The 16,403-nt window shown below is 57.3% G+C and carries 16 protein-coding genes and 1 tRNA gene; 14 read left to right on the top strand and 3 right to left on the bottom strand.

From position 1 onward, the window contains the following. Window positions 1-492 precede the first annotated feature (492 nt). From HUW35_RS12665 to HUW35_RS12680, 4 genes are all read left to right on the top strand, one after another. Window positions 493-999, top strand: a complete 507-nt coding sequence (locus HUW35_RS12665) for an RDD family protein (RefSeq protein ID WP_181252649.1) — start codon at window positions 493-495, stop codon at window positions 997-999. Between the two features lie 69 nt (window positions 1,000-1,068). Further along, entirely contained in the window at window positions 1,069-1,338 is a 270-nt protein-coding gene (locus tag HUW35_RS12670) for a hypothetical protein (protein ID WP_181252650.1), read from the top strand. A gap of 166 nt (window positions 1,339-1,504) precedes the next feature. After that, window positions 1,505-1,879, top strand: a complete 375-nt coding sequence (locus HUW35_RS12675; RefSeq protein ID WP_181252651.1) for a hypothetical protein — start codon at window positions 1,505-1,507, stop codon at window positions 1,877-1,879. A 173-nt stretch (window positions 1,880-2,052) separates the two neighbouring features. Further along, complete coding sequence (locus HUW35_RS12680; protein WP_181252652.1) at window positions 2,053-2,526, top strand: DUF3291 domain-containing protein; 474 nt, start codon at window positions 2,053-2,055, stop codon at window positions 2,524-2,526. 95 nt (window positions 2,527-2,621) lie between these two features. Here the strand turns inward: HUW35_RS12680 and HUW35_RS12685 are convergent. Continuing rightward, a tRNA-Arg gene (locus HUW35_RS12685) sits at window positions 2,622-2,698 on the bottom strand. A gap of 235 nt (window positions 2,699-2,933) precedes the next feature. Next, the gene (locus HUW35_RS12690; protein WP_255463275.1) at window positions 2,934-3,983 is read right to left on the bottom strand and encodes a tRNA-dihydrouridine synthase; all 1,050 of its coding nucleotides are present in this window, start codon (window positions 3,981-3,983) and stop codon (window positions 2,934-2,936) included. A 291-nt stretch (window positions 3,984-4,274) separates the two neighbouring features. Between HUW35_RS12690 and HUW35_RS12695 the strand changes: the two genes are divergently transcribed. From HUW35_RS12695 to HUW35_RS12725, 7 genes are all read left to right on the top strand, one after another. Beyond that, window positions 4,275-4,508, top strand: a complete 234-nt coding sequence (locus HUW35_RS12695; RefSeq protein ID WP_181252653.1) for an OadG family protein — start codon at window positions 4,275-4,277, stop codon at window positions 4,506-4,508. Between the two features lie 128 nt (window positions 4,509-4,636). Beyond that, window positions 4,637-6,430, top strand: a complete 1,794-nt coding sequence (oadA, locus tag HUW35_RS12700) for a sodium-extruding oxaloacetate decarboxylase subunit alpha (protein WP_181252654.1) — start codon at window positions 4,637-4,639, stop codon at window positions 6,428-6,430. Window positions 6,431-6,486: 56 nt separating this feature from the next. Further along, complete coding sequence (locus HUW35_RS12705; RefSeq protein WP_370464620.1) at window positions 6,487-7,755, top strand: sodium ion-translocating decarboxylase subunit beta; 1,269 nt, start codon at window positions 6,487-6,489, stop codon at window positions 7,753-7,755. A 194-nt stretch (window positions 7,756-7,949) separates the two neighbouring features. Then, the gene (gene djlA, locus HUW35_RS12710) at window positions 7,950-8,741 is read left to right on the top strand and encodes a co-chaperone DjlA (RefSeq protein WP_181252656.1); all 792 of its coding nucleotides are present in this window, start codon (window positions 7,950-7,952) and stop codon (window positions 8,739-8,741) included. A 42-nt stretch (window positions 8,742-8,783) separates the two neighbouring features. Further along, window positions 8,784-9,089, top strand: coding sequence for a BolA family transcriptional regulator (locus HUW35_RS12715; RefSeq protein WP_181252657.1), 306 nt, complete (start codon window positions 8,784-8,786; stop codon window positions 9,087-9,089). A gap of 94 nt (window positions 9,090-9,183) precedes the next feature. Next, window positions 9,184-10,038 (top strand): thioredoxin, encoded by an 855-nt coding sequence (gene trxA, locus HUW35_RS12720; protein WP_181252658.1) that lies wholly within the window; start codon window positions 9,184-9,186, stop codon window positions 10,036-10,038. Window positions 10,039-10,059: 21 nt separating this feature from the next. Further along, complete coding sequence (locus HUW35_RS12725; RefSeq protein ID WP_181252659.1) at window positions 10,060-10,377, top strand: YqfO family protein; 318 nt, start codon at window positions 10,060-10,062, stop codon at window positions 10,375-10,377. Between the two features lie 38 nt (window positions 10,378-10,415). On the opposite strand, the gene HUW35_RS12730 is transcribed toward HUW35_RS12725, so the two are convergent. Further along, complete coding sequence (locus tag HUW35_RS12730; RefSeq protein WP_181252660.1) at window positions 10,416-10,952, bottom strand: NUDIX hydrolase; 537 nt, start codon at window positions 10,950-10,952, stop codon at window positions 10,416-10,418. Between the two features lie 92 nt (window positions 10,953-11,044). Here HUW35_RS12730 and HUW35_RS12735 point away from each other — a divergent pair, with 92 nt between their 5' ends. The 3 genes from HUW35_RS12735 to HUW35_RS12745 all read left to right on the top strand — a co-directional run bounded on the left by HUW35_RS12735 (window position 11,045) and on the right by HUW35_RS12745 (window position 16,356). After that, complete coding sequence (locus tag HUW35_RS12735) at window positions 11,045-12,394, top strand: efflux RND transporter periplasmic adaptor subunit (RefSeq protein WP_181252661.1); 1,350 nt, start codon at window positions 11,045-11,047, stop codon at window positions 12,392-12,394. Between the two features lie 33 nt (window positions 12,395-12,427). Then, window positions 12,428-15,601, top strand: a complete 3,174-nt coding sequence (locus tag HUW35_RS12740) for an efflux RND transporter permease subunit (RefSeq protein WP_181252662.1) — start codon at window positions 12,428-12,430, stop codon at window positions 15,599-15,601. Window positions 15,602-15,744: 143 nt separating this feature from the next. Continuing rightward, on the top strand, window positions 15,745-16,356 hold the full coding sequence (locus tag HUW35_RS12745) for a CoA pyrophosphatase (protein WP_181252663.1): 612 nt from the start codon (window positions 15,745-15,747) through the stop codon (window positions 16,354-16,356). Window positions 16,357-16,403 lie beyond the last annotated feature (47 nt).

The following is a 16,403-nucleotide window of genomic DNA, read 5'->3' on the forward strand; positions in this document are numbered from 1 at the left end:
CATCAGCTTTAGTTATTGGCATAGCCTGGCTTTGCGCCATCATCTTCACGGCTATCTCTCCAATGCAAATTACTATGCTCGCCATACTCTTGTTGGTTTTGTCCTTTGTAGTCTTGGCTATATTGGGAGCCATAAAGTGAACCAGGGCGGCCAAAACGGCAGTAAGGCTACGGCCCTCCGCGGGACGGCTTACCTTATGCATGTTTTACGCGGGTCGCTTTGCTCCCATTTTCGCGCAAAACGCGCATAAGGCAAACCGCCCCTGCCGTGGGCGTTAGTAAGCAGACTCAAGTCTCTGCTCTAGATAGCGGACAAAACGGGTTATTATTGATAGGGTGACTGATGTCAGAAACTGGCCGTGAGTTACAATTTGATGAGTAGAACATGAAAGCGGATCTTGAAAAATTTCCTCATATCTACGTGTCGAAAAAGACCTAAAATGAAAAATGCACCTTTTCGCTAAACGTTACATTGAAAAGTAAGGACTCGATATTGAAAGAAGAGAAACCGTTTAAACCACTAAAGTCAGTTGCAGGTGAACCTGATAATTTGACTAGACTTGCATCTCGAAGTTCTCGTTTGATAGCGACGTTAATTGATTCAGCCACTGCGGCGTTCCTTTTATTTCCACTTCTTTGGTTTATATTGTTAGAGGAAGCTCGCGTAGGAAATATTACAGTGCTTCGTATGATCATCTGCTCTCTAGTTATTGGCATTTTAAGTTATGCTCTTGTTAATGCCTATTATTTACATAAAAAAGGTCAGTCTTTTGGAAAAATGTATGTAGGGATACGAGTGATAGGCTCCAAAAGCGGTCAGGTTATTCCTTTTTATAAGTATTTTTTATTGAGGATTCTTCCGATAATAATAGTTATTTTTCCTATATTTATTGGCCTTATAATAATAATTATTGATTCTTTGTTTATTTTCAGGAAAGACAAGCGCTGCTTACATGACTTATTAACGGGAACCCTTGTCGTTAATGTTAATGAAAAGTGAATATGCCTAACAAGAAAATGAAAAAAGACGCAAACAAAAGCACGCTTTTTATTTGAGCGTTAGTAGTCAATGGAAAGTAAACTTGATACCGGTGAGATACTAAAAATCAAGGACGAAGGCACCTTGCTTGAGGTATATACATCTGACGAGCTCGATCTACTCTTTTCAGTTCAGCCGCCCGAGTATTCGGGTTTCTATACTTTCGCACGCCATTCCATAGAAGGTGAATGTCCGATCGTTTCATTTGAACCTTCGCATAAAATTAATGGTTGGCAAGATTGGTATTACAAGGTAAATCTTAAAACCAAGAGTATTGAGCGTCTAAACCCGTGGCGCTAAAACTACTAACAAACGCAAGCAGAATGCTCCGGCCCATCGGGCCTCCGCGGAACGCCCAACGCTATGCACATTTTGTGCGGGTCGCTGCGCTCCCAGTTTCGCACAAAACGTGCATAGCATTGGTCGCCCCTGTTGCGGGCGTTAGCCATCATAAGGAAAGTCGAGCATGAAAATAATAAAAATACTGATGGTTGCCACCATTGGTCTATCTCCACTTTCTCATTCGGAGGAAGACCGAGAGCCCTTAAGAACAATGTCAGATTGCTTGATAATGCATAATTGGAGTTCTTGGGGTATGTGGAGATTCGATGTATATGCACTGGCTAGTGAAAAAATATTGATCGGGGATAGTAATAACTATTTTCTAGTGACATCTAGCGAGCCAGGTTACAAGCATGTAGTTTCTGGGGAAACTGTTGCACACTTCAAGGAAGCTGAATCGCTGAAGGAGTTGGGGGCCGAGTGTAAAGAAAATTGCCCCGTGAATTATAAAAAGCGTACCGGTTGGTTTAAGCGTCGGTGCAGCTCTTTTCAGTCCTGAGCCATGAAATGGCTAACAAGGCCGGGGGAAGATACTCCGGGCCATCGGTCGTCCGTGGTACGCAGTAGCTTGCGCTTGAGATGCTAGGATCACTGAGCTGCCACTTTTATGCAAAAAGTTCACAGATCAAGCTGCTTTCCTTAGTCGCTTGACGTGTTTTCAAGGAGGAAACAATGAGTCTTCATCAAATTGCACAACTCAATATCGCTACGCTGAGTGCGCCTATCGATTCGCCGCAGCTCGCAGATTTTGTGGCGAACCTCGATAGAGTTAATGCTCTGGCGGAGGCGTCTCAAGGCTTTGTGTGGCGGCTCCAAACAGAAGAAGGGGATGCTACCGGGGTTGATTATTTTGGTTCCGATAAGATCGTGAATCTATCCGTTTGGGAGTCGGTCGAGGCTCTACACAGCTACGTTTATCGCTCTGCCCATGTAGAGATCATGCGCCGTAAGCAAGAGTGGTTTGAAAAGATGGGCGAGGTCCACATGGTACTTTGGTGGGTTCCTGTTGGTCACATCCCCTCAATCGAGGAGGCGGCAGAAAGGCTAAATATTCTGCGAGAAAGCGGCCCATCGGCGGCGGCTTTTACATTCAGGAAGGTATTTCAGGCTCCCGGTGAGCTCAACTCGACTCCAGCGGTAACTTGAACTGGTAACTGATCCATCACTAAGCGAATTAATTGTGGTTGTGAGGACAGAAAAGAAAAAGGCCCGAACTTTCTCAAGTTCGGGCCTTTCTTGTATGGCGCGCTCGGGAGGATTCGAACCTCCGACCGCCTGGTTCGTAGCCAGGTACTCTATCCAGCTGAGCTACGAGCGCGTCGTTGTGGTTGCGAACTATAGTGACTTGCCTTGGCTTCGTCAACTCTTTTTTAAAGAAATTTTTAAAAAACTCTTTAAAAATCCGCAGGTTACCGAACTTCTTGGCTTTCCGGAGATCGCCGGTTCAGCTCGATAGGGCGCGCATTCTGCCGCGGGCCCCGGGTCTTTGCAAGCACTTTTTTCAGCTTTTTTTGCGGGCGGGTAATGTGCCCTGTTCGAGGCGCGGATTCAGCCTATGCGGCGCTGCTTTCAGCGTGGTCATGGCGTAGGTCGCTGCCCCCTTCCGCGGGCCTCATGTGCTCTGCAAAAGCCTGTTCCAGCAGCTCCGGGTCACGGTGGCGCTTGATCTGTTCAAAAAAGCGGATGGCTTCCGGGTAGCTGAGTTTGAGATACGCGAGCCACTGCTTGATGCGGTTGCCGAGATACTTGGCCGGGTAAATATCCTTGGTTGTGGAATAGTAGTCATACAGCAGGGTGGCTACCTGGTGCCATTGCAGCGGCTGGTAGTCGCGCCCCTCGCACAGGGCCTGAATCTGGAGTCCTATATCTGGTCGCGCCAGCAGGCTGCGGCCGAACATGTAAGCGTCACAGCCGGTGACCTCGCGGCAGCGCTTGAAATCGTCCAGGGTCCACAAGTCACCATTGGCAATCACCCTGATACCCAGTTGCTCGCGAATCTCGCCAATGTATTCCCAGTACGCAGGGGGACGGTAGCCATCCACCTTGGAACGGGCGTGTACCGCCAGCTCGGATGCGCCGCCGGCCTCGGCTGCGCGGGCATTGTCGAGGTAGCTGCTGCGGTCGCTGTAGCCCAGCCGGATTTTGGCGGATACCGGAATCTCTGCGGGCACCGCATTGCGAACCGCGGCCACGATGCCCTCCACCCGGGAAGGGGACTGGAGCAGGCAGGCGCCGCCGTCGCTATTGTTGACCGACTTCGCCGGGCAGCCAAAGTTGAGGTCGATGGATATGGCACCGGCGTCTACTGCTTTGGCCGCGTTGTACGCCATGGCCTGCGGGTTGCCGCCGAGTAACTGCAGTTTGACCGGGGTGCCGCTGGGGGTATGCGCGCCCTGGTCCAGTTCGGGACACAGGCGGGTGAAGACCCTGCGCGGCAATCGTGTGTGAGTAACACGCACAAACTCGGTCACACAGATATCCACACCGCCAATTCTGGACAGAAGTGCCCGCACATGGTGATCGATGACACCCTCCATTGGCGCCTGGTAAATCATCGGCGTATCCGGTGTCGCGTTCGGGATTGGGGGCTGCGTATTTTGCATGGGTCTCTGATAGCCAGTACTGCTAGCGGTTATAGGGCTTCGATGGCCGGCTATTGTACGAAATTCCACTGCCTGCTGTGCAATTAATCGACACCCGCATGGGATGGGAGCCCTGGTCGAATTTGGTAGCGAAAATGGTAGAAATCATCGTTAATTGGCGGGTTCTTGGTTGCTTCTGTAACTAATAAGTGTTTGATTTTGAAAGGATCTTGTATTGATAATATCGCCCGAAAAATCGGAACACATACATAAAAAGCATTTTGCGAGGGGATACAGGTGCAAGAGTCACTGATGCAGCAAGGTCTGGATATCACGCTGTTCGGCATGGGGATTGTTTTCACGTTCCTGCTGGTTCTGGTTATCTGCACGACCATCATGTCCCGCGTTATCACACGTTTTTTTCCTGAGCCTGAGCCCGTTATCGCTCCAGCCCCAGCCCCAGCGCCTGCTGCCGGGCCCGGGGATGCGCGCCTGAAAAAAATTATCGAGGCTGCCATCGAGCAGCACCGCAATAAGCGTCGCTAACACGCGGGCCAAAACCCAAGTACTCAACGAACGGCCTGGGTTGGCCGGGTGGGATTCGAAAGAACTCCCGGCGCCAGAGCAGCGCGTTATCGAACTTTTCAAGATCAACTTTCCAAGAGAGACGACCCATGACTGAGGTTAAAAAGCCATTGGGGATTACGGACGTAGTCCTACGCGACGCCCACCAGTCGCTATTCGCCACCCGCCTGCGGCTGGATGACATGCTGCCCATCGCAGAGAAGTTGGACAAAGTCGGTTTCTGGTCTCTGGAGTCCTGGGGCGGTGCGACTTTTGACGCGTGCATCCGCTATCTGGGCGAAGATCCGTGGGAGCGGATTCGCGAGTTGAAAAAAGCCATGCCGAACACGCCGCAACAGATGCTGTTCCGCGGCCAGAATATTCTCGGCTATCGCCACTACGCCGATGACGTGGTGGAAAAATTTGTCGAGCGCGCAGCCACCAACGGTGTGGATGTATTCCGCGTGTTTGATGCCATGAACGATATGCGCAACCTGCAAACCGCGCTCGCGGCCGTGAAAAAGCAGGGCAAGCATGCACAGGGCACCATTTCTTATACCGTGAGCCCGGTTCACAATATGGACCTGTGGGTAGATCTGGGGCGCCAGATCGAAGATATGGGTGCCGACTCCATCGCGATCAAGGATATGGCCGGCCTGCTGCGCCCCTACGAGGGCTACGAGCTGGTAAAACGCCTCAAGGATGCGGTGGATATCCCCATTCACATGCAGTGTCATGCCACCACCGGCCTGTCCACTGCTACCGCGCTCAAGTGTGTGGAAGCGGGCATCGACAATATCGATACCGCCATCTCCTCCATGTCCATGACCTACGGACACAGCCCCACCGAAGCGGTGGTAGCGATTCTGGAAGGCACCGAACGCGACACCGGCCTGGATATCAATCTGCTGGAAGAGATTGCCGCGTATTTCCGTGAAGTCCGCAAAAAGTATGCGAAGTTCGAAGGCTCCCTGCGCGGCGTTGACTCGCGCATTCTGGTGGCTCAGGTGCCGGGCGGCATGCTCACCAATATGGAGAACCAACTGCGCGAACAGGGCGCGGGCGACCGTCTCGACGAGGTGCTGGAAGAAATTCCGCGCGTGCGCAAGGACCTGGGCTTTATCCCGCTGGTGACACCGACCTCCCAGATTGTGGGCACCCAGTCGGTGCTGAACGTGCTGACCGGTGAACGTTACAAGTCCATCTCCAAGGAAACCGCGGCGGTACTCAAGGGCGAGTACGGCGCGACCCCGGCCGAGGTGAACAAGGAACTGCAGGACAAGGTACTGGACGGCGCTGAGCCGGTCACCGGCCGCCCCGCGGATCAGCTGGCGCCCGAGCTGGACAAGCTCGCCGCAGAGCTGCAGGAAAAAGCGGCGGCGGACGATATCTTGCTGACCGAAGGCGAGGGCCAGATCGACGACGTGCTGACCTACGCGCTGTTCCCGCAGATCGGCCTCAAGTTCCTGAAGAACCGCGATAACCCGGACGCCTTCGAACCGGTGCCCACCGGCAAGGAATCCTCGGAAGTGAAAAACGACGCGGGTGAAAGTGTTTACACCGTCTCCGTGGAAGGGCAGAGCTACACCGTTACCGTCGCCGATGGCGGCGATGTCACGGGCATGGTCAAGGTGGGTGGTGAAGCCGCTGCGGCGGGCGCCCCGGCAGCAGCGCCGGCTGCGGCTGGCACCGGTGAGGCGGTGAAGGCGCCGCTGGCGGGCAATATCTTCAAGGTGCTGGTCAAGCCCGGCGACCAGGTGACCGAGGGCCAGAACATTGTGATTCTGGAAGCCATGAAGATGGAAACCGCGGTCAGTGCGCCGCGCGCCGGTAGTGTAACCGGGGTGACCATCAAGGAAGGCGATGCAGTGGCGGTGGGCGATGCCCTGCTGACCATCGCTTAACGGGGGCGCTTGTGGAAAACATAACAAATCTCTGGCTCTCGTCCGGCGCCAACCAGATGGCATTCGGGCAGTTCGCCATGATGCTGGTGTGCCTGGGGCTGCTGTTCCTCGCCATCCGCAAAAACTTTGAGCCCCTGTTGCTGGTGCCGATCGGTTTCGGCGGCATCCTGGCCAACATTCCCGGTGCCAACCTGGCGGTGCCGGCGGTGGAAGCGGCGATTTACGCAGGCGATGCGGGCGTGCTGTCCCAGCTTGCACAGGCGCTGGGCTTGGGAGCATTTGAATCCGTCGAGGGCCTAAAGGCTGCGCTGGAAAGCGCTCCCGCTGCGGCCCATGAGCGCGCGGCCCAGGTGGCTGCGGATGCCGGTTACAACAACGGCATGCTGTACAACTTCTACAGCGTGGCGATTGCCTCCGGTGTGGCGCCGTTGGTGATCTTTATGGGCGTTGGTGCCATGACGGACTTCGGACCGCTGCTGGCCAACCCGCGCACCCTGTTCCTCGGTGCTGCGGCCCAGTTCGGCATCTTTGCCACGGTGCTTGGCGCGGTGGGCATGTCCGCCCTGGGTATCATGGACTTCTCCATCGCAGACGCCGCCGCCATCGGTATCATCGGCGGCGCTGACGGCCCCACGGCGATCTACGTGTCCAGCCTGCTGGCCCCGGACCTGCTGGGAGCGATTGCCGTAGCGGCGTACTCCTACATGGCGCTGGTGCCACTGATCCAGCCGCCAATCATGCGTGCGCTGACCACCGAGCAGGAGCGTCGTATCGAGATGGTCCAGCTGCGCCCGGTCAGCAAGCGCGAGAAGATCGTATTCCCGCTGGTGCTGTTGATCCTGGTTGCCCTGTTCCTGCCGGATGCAGCGCCGCTGCTCGGTATGTTCTGTTTCGGTAACCTGATGCGGGAGTGCGGTGTGGTATCGCGCCTGTCCGACACCGCGCAGAACGCGCTGATCAATATCACCACCATCTTCCTCGGCCTGTCTGTGGGCTCGAAGCTGGCGGCGGACAAGTTCCTGGATCCGAAAACCCTCGGTATCCTGGCACTGGGTATCGTGGCCTTCGCCATCGGCACGGCGGCCGGTGTACTGATGGCCAAGCTGTTGAATGCGCTCAGCAAGAACAAGATCAACCCGTTGATCGGGTCCGCGGGTGTGTCCGCGGTGCCGATGGCGGCGCGGGTTTCCAACAAGCTGGGGCTCGAGGCCAATCCGCACAACTTCCTGCTGATGCATGCTATGGGGCCCAACGTGGCCGGTGTGATCGGCTCGGCGGTCGCGGCGGGCGTCATGATCACCATGGTGCGTGCGATGACCGGTTGACCGGTTTTCGATGGCTGCTTTCGCACCCGCAGAAACCCCGCTCCGGCGGGGTTTTTTTGTATCTCGACCCACGCGCCGACCTGTTGGTCTGGTTTTGCTCTGGGGGTAGGGGCCCGCTGTTGCGCTCCGTGCTAAGATGGCCGCCGTTTTAGCAACACAGCAGCGCGGTTTTCAGCGCTGTGGAAGGAGAGGTTATGTCCTGGTTGGGAGCAGGTATTGGCGCTGGCATCGGCATGATGTTTGGCGGCCCTATCGGCGCTGCGTTGGGCGCCTGGGTCGGTGGATCTTTTGGCTCGGGGCTGAAAAAGCTCAGCGAGGCCGGCGTTACCCTGAACCGCGATGGCGCGCAGACGGTGTTTATCGTCGCACTGTTTTCCATGTTGGCGAAAATGGCCAAGGCGGATGGTCAGGTCTCCAAGGCGGAAATTCAGCTGATCGAGGATTTCATCAGCAACAACCTGCGCCTGAATGCGGAAGACCGCAAGCAGGCGATCAAGATTTTCCAGAACGCCAAAGACGACAACTTCAGCATCTACGATTATGCGAACCAGTACCGACAGCTGATTCGCAATCAGGCCATGCGCGAAATGGTGTATCGCCTGCTATTTGCGGTGGCCTTTGCCGACGGCGAGCTGCATCCGGCTGAAGAACAGATTCTGCGCAGGATCCCCGAAGCGCTGGGGCTGCATGAGTCGATTTTTACCGCGATGTTTAACGAGTTCGGGCGCGGCGCTGCGGGTGCGAGCGGTACCGGTGGCCTGCAGGCGCACTACGATATTCTGGAATGCAGCCCCGATGTGAGCGACCGCGAGTTGAAGCTCGCCTATCGCCGCAAGGCGGCAGAGTTCCATCCGGACAAGATGGCCTCCAAAGGCCTGCCGGAAGAGTTTATGCGCCATGCGGAAGACCAGATGAAAAGCGTCACTGTGGCATACGACACGATTGTTGCCGCGCGCAAACGCCAGGCGGCCGTCGAGCGGGCCTGATAGAGGCCCTGACAGAGGCTCGGTTGAAAGGAGTATTCGAACATGTCCCTTGCAGAACAGATTCAGCAGAAGCTCACTAGCGCCTTCACGCCCTCGCATGTGGAAGTGGACTGTGAAAGTCATATGCACAATGTGCCCGCCGGCTCGGAGATGCATTTCCGCGTAGTCCTTGTCAGCGAGGCTTTTAGCGGCACCCGCAAGGTGCAGCGGCACCAGAAAGTCTACGGTGTGCTGGCGGATGAAATGGCCGGGCCGATTCATGCCCTGGCGCTGCATCTCTACACCCCCGAGGAGTGGGCCGGACAGGCGCCCGCCAGCCCCCAGTGCCTGGGTGGCAGCAAGGGCTGAGCGCAGGGCAGGCAACTGCGCAATCGTTTATGATGCGGCCAGTTTGCGGTCGCGCGCCCATGACGGGTAAAACACAGAATTTTCAGGAGTAACCGTGGAAGACTTTATCGTCGATGTCACAGCCCAGAACGCCCAGCAGGTGTTGATCGAAGAGTCCATGAAACGCCCGGTGGTGGTGGATGTATGGGCCGAGTGGTGTGAACCCTGTAAACAGTTGATGCCGGTACTGGAAAAACTGGCCAATGAATACGCCGGGCAGTTCCTGCTCGCGAAACTCAACGCGGATACCGAGCAGGCGCTGGCGGGTCAGTTGGGCGTGCGCAGCCTGCCGACCGTGATGGTACTGAAAGACGGCCAGCCTGTGGATGGCTTTGCCGGTGCCCAGCCGGAAAAAGAAATTCGCGAGATGCTGGACAAGTACCTGCCGAAATCCTGGGATCTGCAATTGCAGCAGGCGCAGAAGCTGGTTGGTGAGAATCAACTGGACGAGGCGCTGCCGCTGTTGCGCCAGGCGTATACGGATTCCGGCGAGCGCGCCGATATCGCCAAGCAGTACGCGGCGATTCTGCTGGAAAAAAACCGGGTCAAAGACGCCGAGCAGGTGCTGGGCAAGATCCTTCTGGCAGACCAGGACTCCGACTACCAGCAGCTGATGGCACAGCTGGAGCTGAAGCAGCAGGCAGCTGACTCTCCCGAGATCAAGGCGCTACAGCAGGCGTTGGCGGAAAATCCGGACGACCAGGAAGCGGCGTACAAGCTGGCGGTACAACTCAGCCAGGCCGATCGCCACGAAGAGGCGCTCGAGACCCTGCTCGGCCTGTTGCGCAAAGATATGGGGTTTGCGGATGGCGCGGCCAAGCAGGCCTATCTGGATATCGTCAAGGCGCTCGGCGCCGGGGATCCGGTAGCGACCGCTTACCAGCGCAAGCTGATGACCCTGCTGTTCTGAACGATGGGTCGAGCGATCGTCATGTTCAAACTCTGTGTTTATATCCCCGAGTCACACCTGGAACCGGTAAAGCAGGCGCTGTTTGCCGCGGGCGCCGGGCGTATCGGGGATTACGACAGCTGCTGCTGGCAGGTGCTCGGCAGTGGCCAGTTCCGGCCGCTCGATGGTAGCCAGCCGTTTATCGGCCAGCAGGGCGAGGTGGAACAGGTGGCGGAATACCGGGTGGAGACTGTCTGCGCGGATGCGCTTGTGGACAATGTACTCGCGGCTATGCGCGAGGCCCACCCCTACGAAGAGCCCGCGTTCGACCTGTGGAAACTGGACGAACGCTGTGGCTAGTGGCTGGTATTTTTGCCGGGTCTCCTGACCCGGGCGGATCAGAGCTTTCGCTCGATTACCCCGCGGTGTAAGCCGTAACTTCCTTTCTCGCGGTCACTGAAGTAATGGTTCAGTGTCTGTGTCATCACCGGAAAGGCCATCTCATCCCAGGGGATGTCCTTTTCGTCAAACAGTTCCACTTCCAGCGACTCCGGCCCCGGGCCGAAATTGGTGTCTTTCAGCTCGCCTCGGTAGATCAGGTAAACCTGATTGATGTGCGGAATGTCATACACCGAGAAAAGCTCATCGACGCGGATATTCGCCCGCGCCTCTTCCCAGGACTCCCGCAGCGCACCCTGCTCACTGGTCTCGCCGTTTTCCATAAAGCCGGCGGGCAGTGTCCACAGGCCGTAGCGGGGTTCAATGGCGCGTTTGCACAGGAGAACCTGCTCGCCCAGATAAGGCAGCACGCCAACGATGACCCGCGGGTTGACGTAATGGATGGCGCCACAGTCGTGGCACAGGTGGCGGGGACGATCGTCGCCGGCCGGGATTTCAAAGACGACCGTATGGCCGCAGTGGCTGCAAAATTTCATGGCGCAAGTATACCCGCGTAGGGAGTGGGCGCCAGTCTGCCTTCTATAGTGTTTGTTAGGACATTTTTGTAGTAGGCGATGGCTGGTTTTCCATGGCGCGATTTTTGATCTCGATCCTGTTGCTGTGCGCGATTACTGGCTGCTCCAAGAAAGAAGAGCAGCCTGCCGCCAAGGCGCCTCCTGTAGAGGTGCTTGCGGTGCGCGAACACCAGGTAGTTCCCCGCTACGAGTATGTGGGGCGGGTGGAAGCCACGGATGAGTACATGGTGCGCCCGCGGGTTGAGGGCTATATCGAATCCCGCAACTTTGTCGAAGGCCAGCTGGTGCAGAAGGGCGAGCTGCTCTACCAGATCGACCCCAGGCCGTATATTGCTGCGCTGGACAACCAGCGGGCAAACCTGGCGCAGGCGCGCTCCGCGTTGCAGGTGGCGCAACGCAATTACCGGCGCGGCCTTGAGCTGGTGAAAACCGGCGCCATCAGCAAGGTGCAGATGGATGAGCTCACCGGGAATTTCGAGGAAGCCGAGTCCAGGGTGGCGGCGATGCAGGCGGACCTGGAATCCGCACAACTCAATCTCTCCTACACGGAAATCCGCGCACCGCTCACGGGCCTGATCGGCCGTTCCGAATTTACCGAGGGCTCTCTGGTTGGCCCCAGCACCGATCCCCTTACTTCCATTGTCCGCATGGACCCCATCTACGTAACTTTCCAGGTGCCGGAAAACCGCTTGTTCGCGGTGCAGGAGGAGGCGGAGCGCCGACGCCAACAGGGGCAGGCGGCGGTAAAGCGCGAGGTCCGGATCAAGCAGCCGGACGGCAATTTCTATCCCTATCCCGGCATCATCGTCTTTGTGAACAACCAGATTGATCAGGCTACGGGTTCCGCGTTGGTGCGGGCGCGTTTCCCGAATCCCGAGCGGTTGCTGGTACAGGGACAGTTCGCGCGGGTGGCGATCAGTGTTTTCGCCGGTGCCGATGCGGTAAAGCCGCTGGTGCCGCAATCGGCGGTCCTCGAAGACATTCAGGGACGGTTTGTTTACGTGGTTGACGACGAGAATATTGCCCGCAAGCGCTACCTGGAACTGGGGCAGCGAGAAAACATGCTGTGGGCCGTGCAAAAAGGCCTGAAAGCGGGCGAGCGGATTGTGGTGAACGGGCTGCAGCGGGTTTCTGCAGACAATCCGGTCACCCCCCAGAATACGGCCCTCGATCCCTACAAAGATATCCAGAAACAATCCGCGCCCCAGCAAACCAGCCCCGTCTCCCAGTTCCGGGAAGGCGAAGTGTCTCCGCAAGAGCGCCGCGAAGCGGGTGCCGCCGGTACGGACGGGCGCGCGGAAATGGAGCGATTTGAGTCGGAAGTGCGCGGGGGCAAAGCCCTCGATGATTCAGAGCCTTCCGAAAAAGACCAGGTCCCGGATGCGTATTTTGACAGCAAGTAGATTTCGCAGTGCCGGTTGCCAGGGGAGGCGCCGGTGATAAGCGCAACGTTTATCCGCCGCCCGCGCTTTGCGCTGGTGATCTCCATTCTTATCTCGCTGGCCGGGGTACTTTGCCTGCCGTTACTTCCGATCGCCCAGTACCCGGATATCGCGCCGCCGACGGTGGTGGTGTCTGCCAGTTATCCGGGGGCGAGTGCGGAGGTGATGCGGGATAGCGTGGCCGAGCCCATCGAAGCGCAGGTGAACGGTGTGGAGGGGATGCAGTATATGTCCTCCACCAGCAGTAACGACGGCACTTATAGCCTCACGGTGACCTTCGATAGTGGATACGACGGCGATATCGCCCAGGTCAACGTGCAGAATCGCGTACAGCAGGCAACCCCGAGCCTGCCGGATGAAGTCACACGCAGCGGCGTTACCGTACAGAAGCAATCGAACACCATCCTGATGGTGATCAACCTGATCTCGAAAGAAGATAAATTCGATACGCTGTTTCTGGCGAACTACGGCGACATCTTTATCAAGGATGAGCTGGCCAGGGTGGACGGCGTCAGTAATGTCGAAATACTGGGGGCACAGCAATATGCCATGCGCCTGTGGCTGAACCCGGACAAAATGGCTGCGCTGGACGTCACTGCCAATGATGTCATCTCCGTGGTCCGGCAGCAGAACCTGCAGGTGGCCGCAGGCAAAATCGGTGCGCCGCCGATCAAACAGGATCAGCAGTTCCAGTACACCGTGATTGCCAAGGGGCGACTGGAGAGCGTCGAGGAGTTTGAAAATATCAGCATCCGTTCGCGTCCCGATGGCGGCATCGTGCGCATGCGGGATGTGGCCCGGGTAGAACTCGGAAGCGCCAGTTACAGTGCCTATGGCGAGCTGGACGGAAAGCCGTCAGCGGTTATTGCGGTGTACCAGCTGCCGGATGCGAATGCACTGGATGTGGCAGATAAAATCCGCGCGCGGGTGGAAGAACTTTCCAAGCGCTTTCCCGAAGGCCTGGAGTCGGAAATCACTTACGACACCACTCTATTCGTACGCGCATCAATTGCGGAAGTCGTGGAAACCCTGGTCATCGCGTTGCTGCTGGTCATCCTGGTGGTGTTTGTCTTTCTGCAGGACTGGCGTGCAACCCTGATTCCGTCTATCGCCATACCGGTCTCGCTGGTGGGCACATTTGCGGTGATGTACGCCCTGGGCATGACCATCAATACGGTCACCCTGTTTGCGTTGATTCTCGCCATCGGGATTGTTGTGGACGATGCCATCATCGTGGTGGAGAACACCCAGCGACTGTTGGGAGATGGGCTGCCACCCAAAGAGGCAGCCATGGAATCCATGCGCGAAGTGACGGGCCCGGTGATCGCCACTACCGCGGTGCTGTTTTCGGTGTTTGTGCCGGTGATGCTGATGCCGGGCCTCACCGGCAAGATGTACCAGCAATTCGCCATGACCATTGCCATCTCGGTATTTATTTCCAGTATCAATGCATTGACCCTGAGCCCCGCGTTGAGCGCGATCCTGTTGCGCGCCCCGGAGGGGGGCGACGGCGAAAAGCGCCACGGTATCTTCGGTTTTTTCAATCGCTTCCTGCACCGCGCCACCAATCTGTACACCGCGATTGTGCAATTCTGCGTGCGTCGCCCGCTACTCGGGTTGGCCTCGATTGTGGGTGCCGGCGCTCTGTGTTTCTGGCTGTTTGCGGTGGTGCCCTCAGGATTTATCCCGAATGAAGATCAGGGATATTTCATGATGAACGTGCAATTGCCGGATGGCGCCTCGTTAAAGCGCACGTCTCCCGTGGTCAGCAAGTTGAGTGCAGAAATCCGCAAAATGGACGGGGTCGCTCATGTCACGTCGGTGCCCGGGTTCAGCCTGCTCTCCAACAGCCTCGCTTCCAACACCGCTTTTATGATCGTGATACTGGATCCCTGGGAGGAGCGCACGACACCGGAACTCAACCAGTTTGTGATCCTGCAGAAGGTGCAGAAGCTGGGGGCGATGGTGCCGGAAGCGCAGGTACAGGCGTTCCCCGTCCCCGCATTGCCCGGGCTCGGGACCATCGGCGGTTTTGAGTATGTGCTGGAGGACCTGGAGGGGCGGGATATTCAGGAGCTGGCAGGCGTGCTGTATGCCCTGTTGGGGGCAGCCAATCAGCGAGCAGAGATTGCCCAGGCGTTCACCACCTATCAGGCGGCATCACCGCAACTGGAACTGAAGGTGGACAAGGACAAGGCGCATATCCTGGGGTTGCCACTATCCGATGTGTACCTGACGTTGCAGACGTATCTGGGCAGCTATTACATCAACGACTTCAATCGCTTTGGCAAGGTGTTCAAGGTGATGGCCCAGGCCGACGCGCAGTACCGGGATAGCGAGGAAGATCTTGCGGGCTTTTTTGTGCGCGCGAACAGTGGTGGCCTGGTGCCGGTCAGCTCGGTGGCCGAGGTAGAGCCCATCGTCGCGCCGCAAACAGTACAGCGCTACAACCTGTACAACAGCATTACGATCAATGGTGCCGCGGCGCCGGGACACTCCAGTGGTGAGGCTATGCGGGCTATGGAAGAGCTGGGTAACCAGTTACCCGGGGGCTACGGCTTTGAGTGGACGGGCGCCAGCCTGGAAGAAATCAGCGCAGGCAACCTGGCTCCGATCCTGTTCAGCCTGGCAATCCTGTTTGCCTACCTGTTTCTGGTGGCGCAGTACGAAAGCTGGAGTATTCCCATCGCCGTTCTGCTGGCGATTCCCGTCGCCATCTTTGGCGGTCTGTTCGCCAGTTTTGTGATGGGGCACGACAGCAACCTGTACACCCAGATCGGGCTGGTGCTGTTGATCGCGATGGCGGCGAAGACGGCGATTCTGATGGTGGAGTTCGCGATGCTGCAGCGGGACAGCGGCCTCTCCATAGAAGAATCTGCGCTGCAGGCGACCCGCCTGCGCTTCCGCGCGGTACTGATGACGTCGCTGGCGTTTGTTCTGGGGATCTTTCCGCTGGTGGTGGCTACGGGCGCAGGTGCCGCCAGTCGCGTATCCCTGGGGCTGGCAGTCTTCGGTGGCATGCTTGCTGCAAGCATTCTCTCGACTTTCCTGGTTCCCATTTATTTCGCGTTGATCCAGTCCTTTCGCGAAAAGGTGCGGGGCGGATACAAGCCGATGGATAAGGGGAACGATAGCAACACTGCGGCGGTCTCTAACAAGCCAACTTGAGCTGTTTTTCTGCCGCAGTCTGATTGCCCACCGCTTACTTCGGCCATTTGGGCTATGGGCCATTTGCCGCCGAAGAGCGTATAGTAGTTTTATCGCCGGATGGCCTTTCACAGGTGTCGGAGTGGCGACAGAGTAGATCGATAATGCTGAATATCATTGAACAGAAATTTGCTGCAGTGAAGGATGACCTGCAGGCACGCGTGCCCCGGGGCCCGGATCTGCACGGCCACGCGGCGGTATTGCTGGCGCTGACAGATGAGCCCGACCCGCAGGTCATCCTTACCCTGCGCTCCCAGCAGCTATCCAGCCACTCGGGCGAAGTCTCGCTCCCCGGTGGCCGCTGGGATGAAACCGACCCCTCCCTGAAATTCACCGCCCTGCGGGAAACCCACGAGGAAATCGGCCTGCCCGCGTCAGAGGTGCGAGTTCTCGGCCCCCTGTGGACCCGGGCCACGCGCTGGCAGGTACAGGTTACTCCCTGGTTGGGGGTGGTACCGGCAGATGCGGAGCTGACTCCCAATCCCGGGGAGCTGGATGCCATCTTCCGGGTGCCGTTGTCATACTTTTTTGATGATCCGCGCGTCCGTACCGACCGTATCACCATCGACCAGCGCCGGATCTATCTGCCTGCTTACGAATACGAGGGGTACGAAATCTGGGGCTTCACCGCCGGCGTGCTGACCGAGTTTCTGGTGCGGGTGCTGGATGCGCCGATCGGGCGGCGTGATGACGTGCCGGTCAGGGCGCTGAGCTGAAATCGGGTCAACGCTAGCCCGAACGAGGTTCGGGTGCCGGTCAGGTA

Source organism: Microbulbifer sp. YPW1, assembly GCF_013367775.1.
Lineage (GTDB): Bacteria > Pseudomonadota > Gammaproteobacteria > Pseudomonadales > Cellvibrionaceae > Microbulbifer.

Excerpts from the sequence above, each read along its gene's own strand:
- HUW35_RS12670 (WP_181252650.1), top strand. The coding sequence starts at position 1,069 with ATGGAAAGTAAACTTGATACCGGTGAGATACTAAAAATCAAGGACGAA.
- HUW35_RS12675 (WP_181252651.1), top strand. The coding sequence starts at position 1,505 with ATGAAAATAATAAAAATACTGATGGTTGCCACCATTGGTCTATCTCCA.
- HUW35_RS12680 (WP_181252652.1), top strand. The coding sequence starts at position 2,053 with ATGAGTCTTCATCAAATTGCACAACTCAATATCGCTACGCTGAGTGCG.
- HUW35_RS12690 (WP_255463275.1), bottom strand. The coding sequence starts at position 3,983 with ATGCAAAATACGCAGCCCCCAATCCCGAACGCGACACCGGATACGCCG.
- HUW35_RS12695 (WP_181252653.1), top strand. The coding sequence starts at position 4,275 with ATGCAGCAAGGTCTGGATATCACGCTGTTCGGCATGGGGATTGTTTTC.
- oadA (WP_181252654.1), top strand. The coding sequence starts at position 4,637 with ATGACTGAGGTTAAAAAGCCATTGGGGATTACGGACGTAGTCCTACGC.
- HUW35_RS12705 (WP_370464620.1), top strand. The coding sequence starts at position 6,487 with ATGGCATTCGGGCAGTTCGCCATGATGCTGGTGTGCCTGGGGCTGCTG.
- djlA (WP_181252656.1), top strand. The coding sequence starts at position 7,950 with ATGTCCTGGTTGGGAGCAGGTATTGGCGCTGGCATCGGCATGATGTTT.
- HUW35_RS12715 (WP_181252657.1), top strand. The coding sequence starts at position 8,784 with ATGTCCCTTGCAGAACAGATTCAGCAGAAGCTCACTAGCGCCTTCACG.
- HUW35_RS12725 (WP_181252659.1), top strand. The coding sequence starts at position 10,060 with ATGTTCAAACTCTGTGTTTATATCCCCGAGTCACACCTGGAACCGGTA.
- HUW35_RS12730 (WP_181252660.1), bottom strand. The coding sequence starts at position 10,952 with ATGAAATTTTGCAGCCACTGCGGCCATACGGTCGTCTTTGAAATCCCG.
- HUW35_RS12735 (WP_181252661.1), top strand. The coding sequence starts at position 11,045 with ATGGCGCGATTTTTGATCTCGATCCTGTTGCTGTGCGCGATTACTGGC.
- HUW35_RS12745 (WP_181252663.1), top strand. The coding sequence starts at position 15,745 with ATGCTGAATATCATTGAACAGAAATTTGCTGCAGTGAAGGATGACCTG.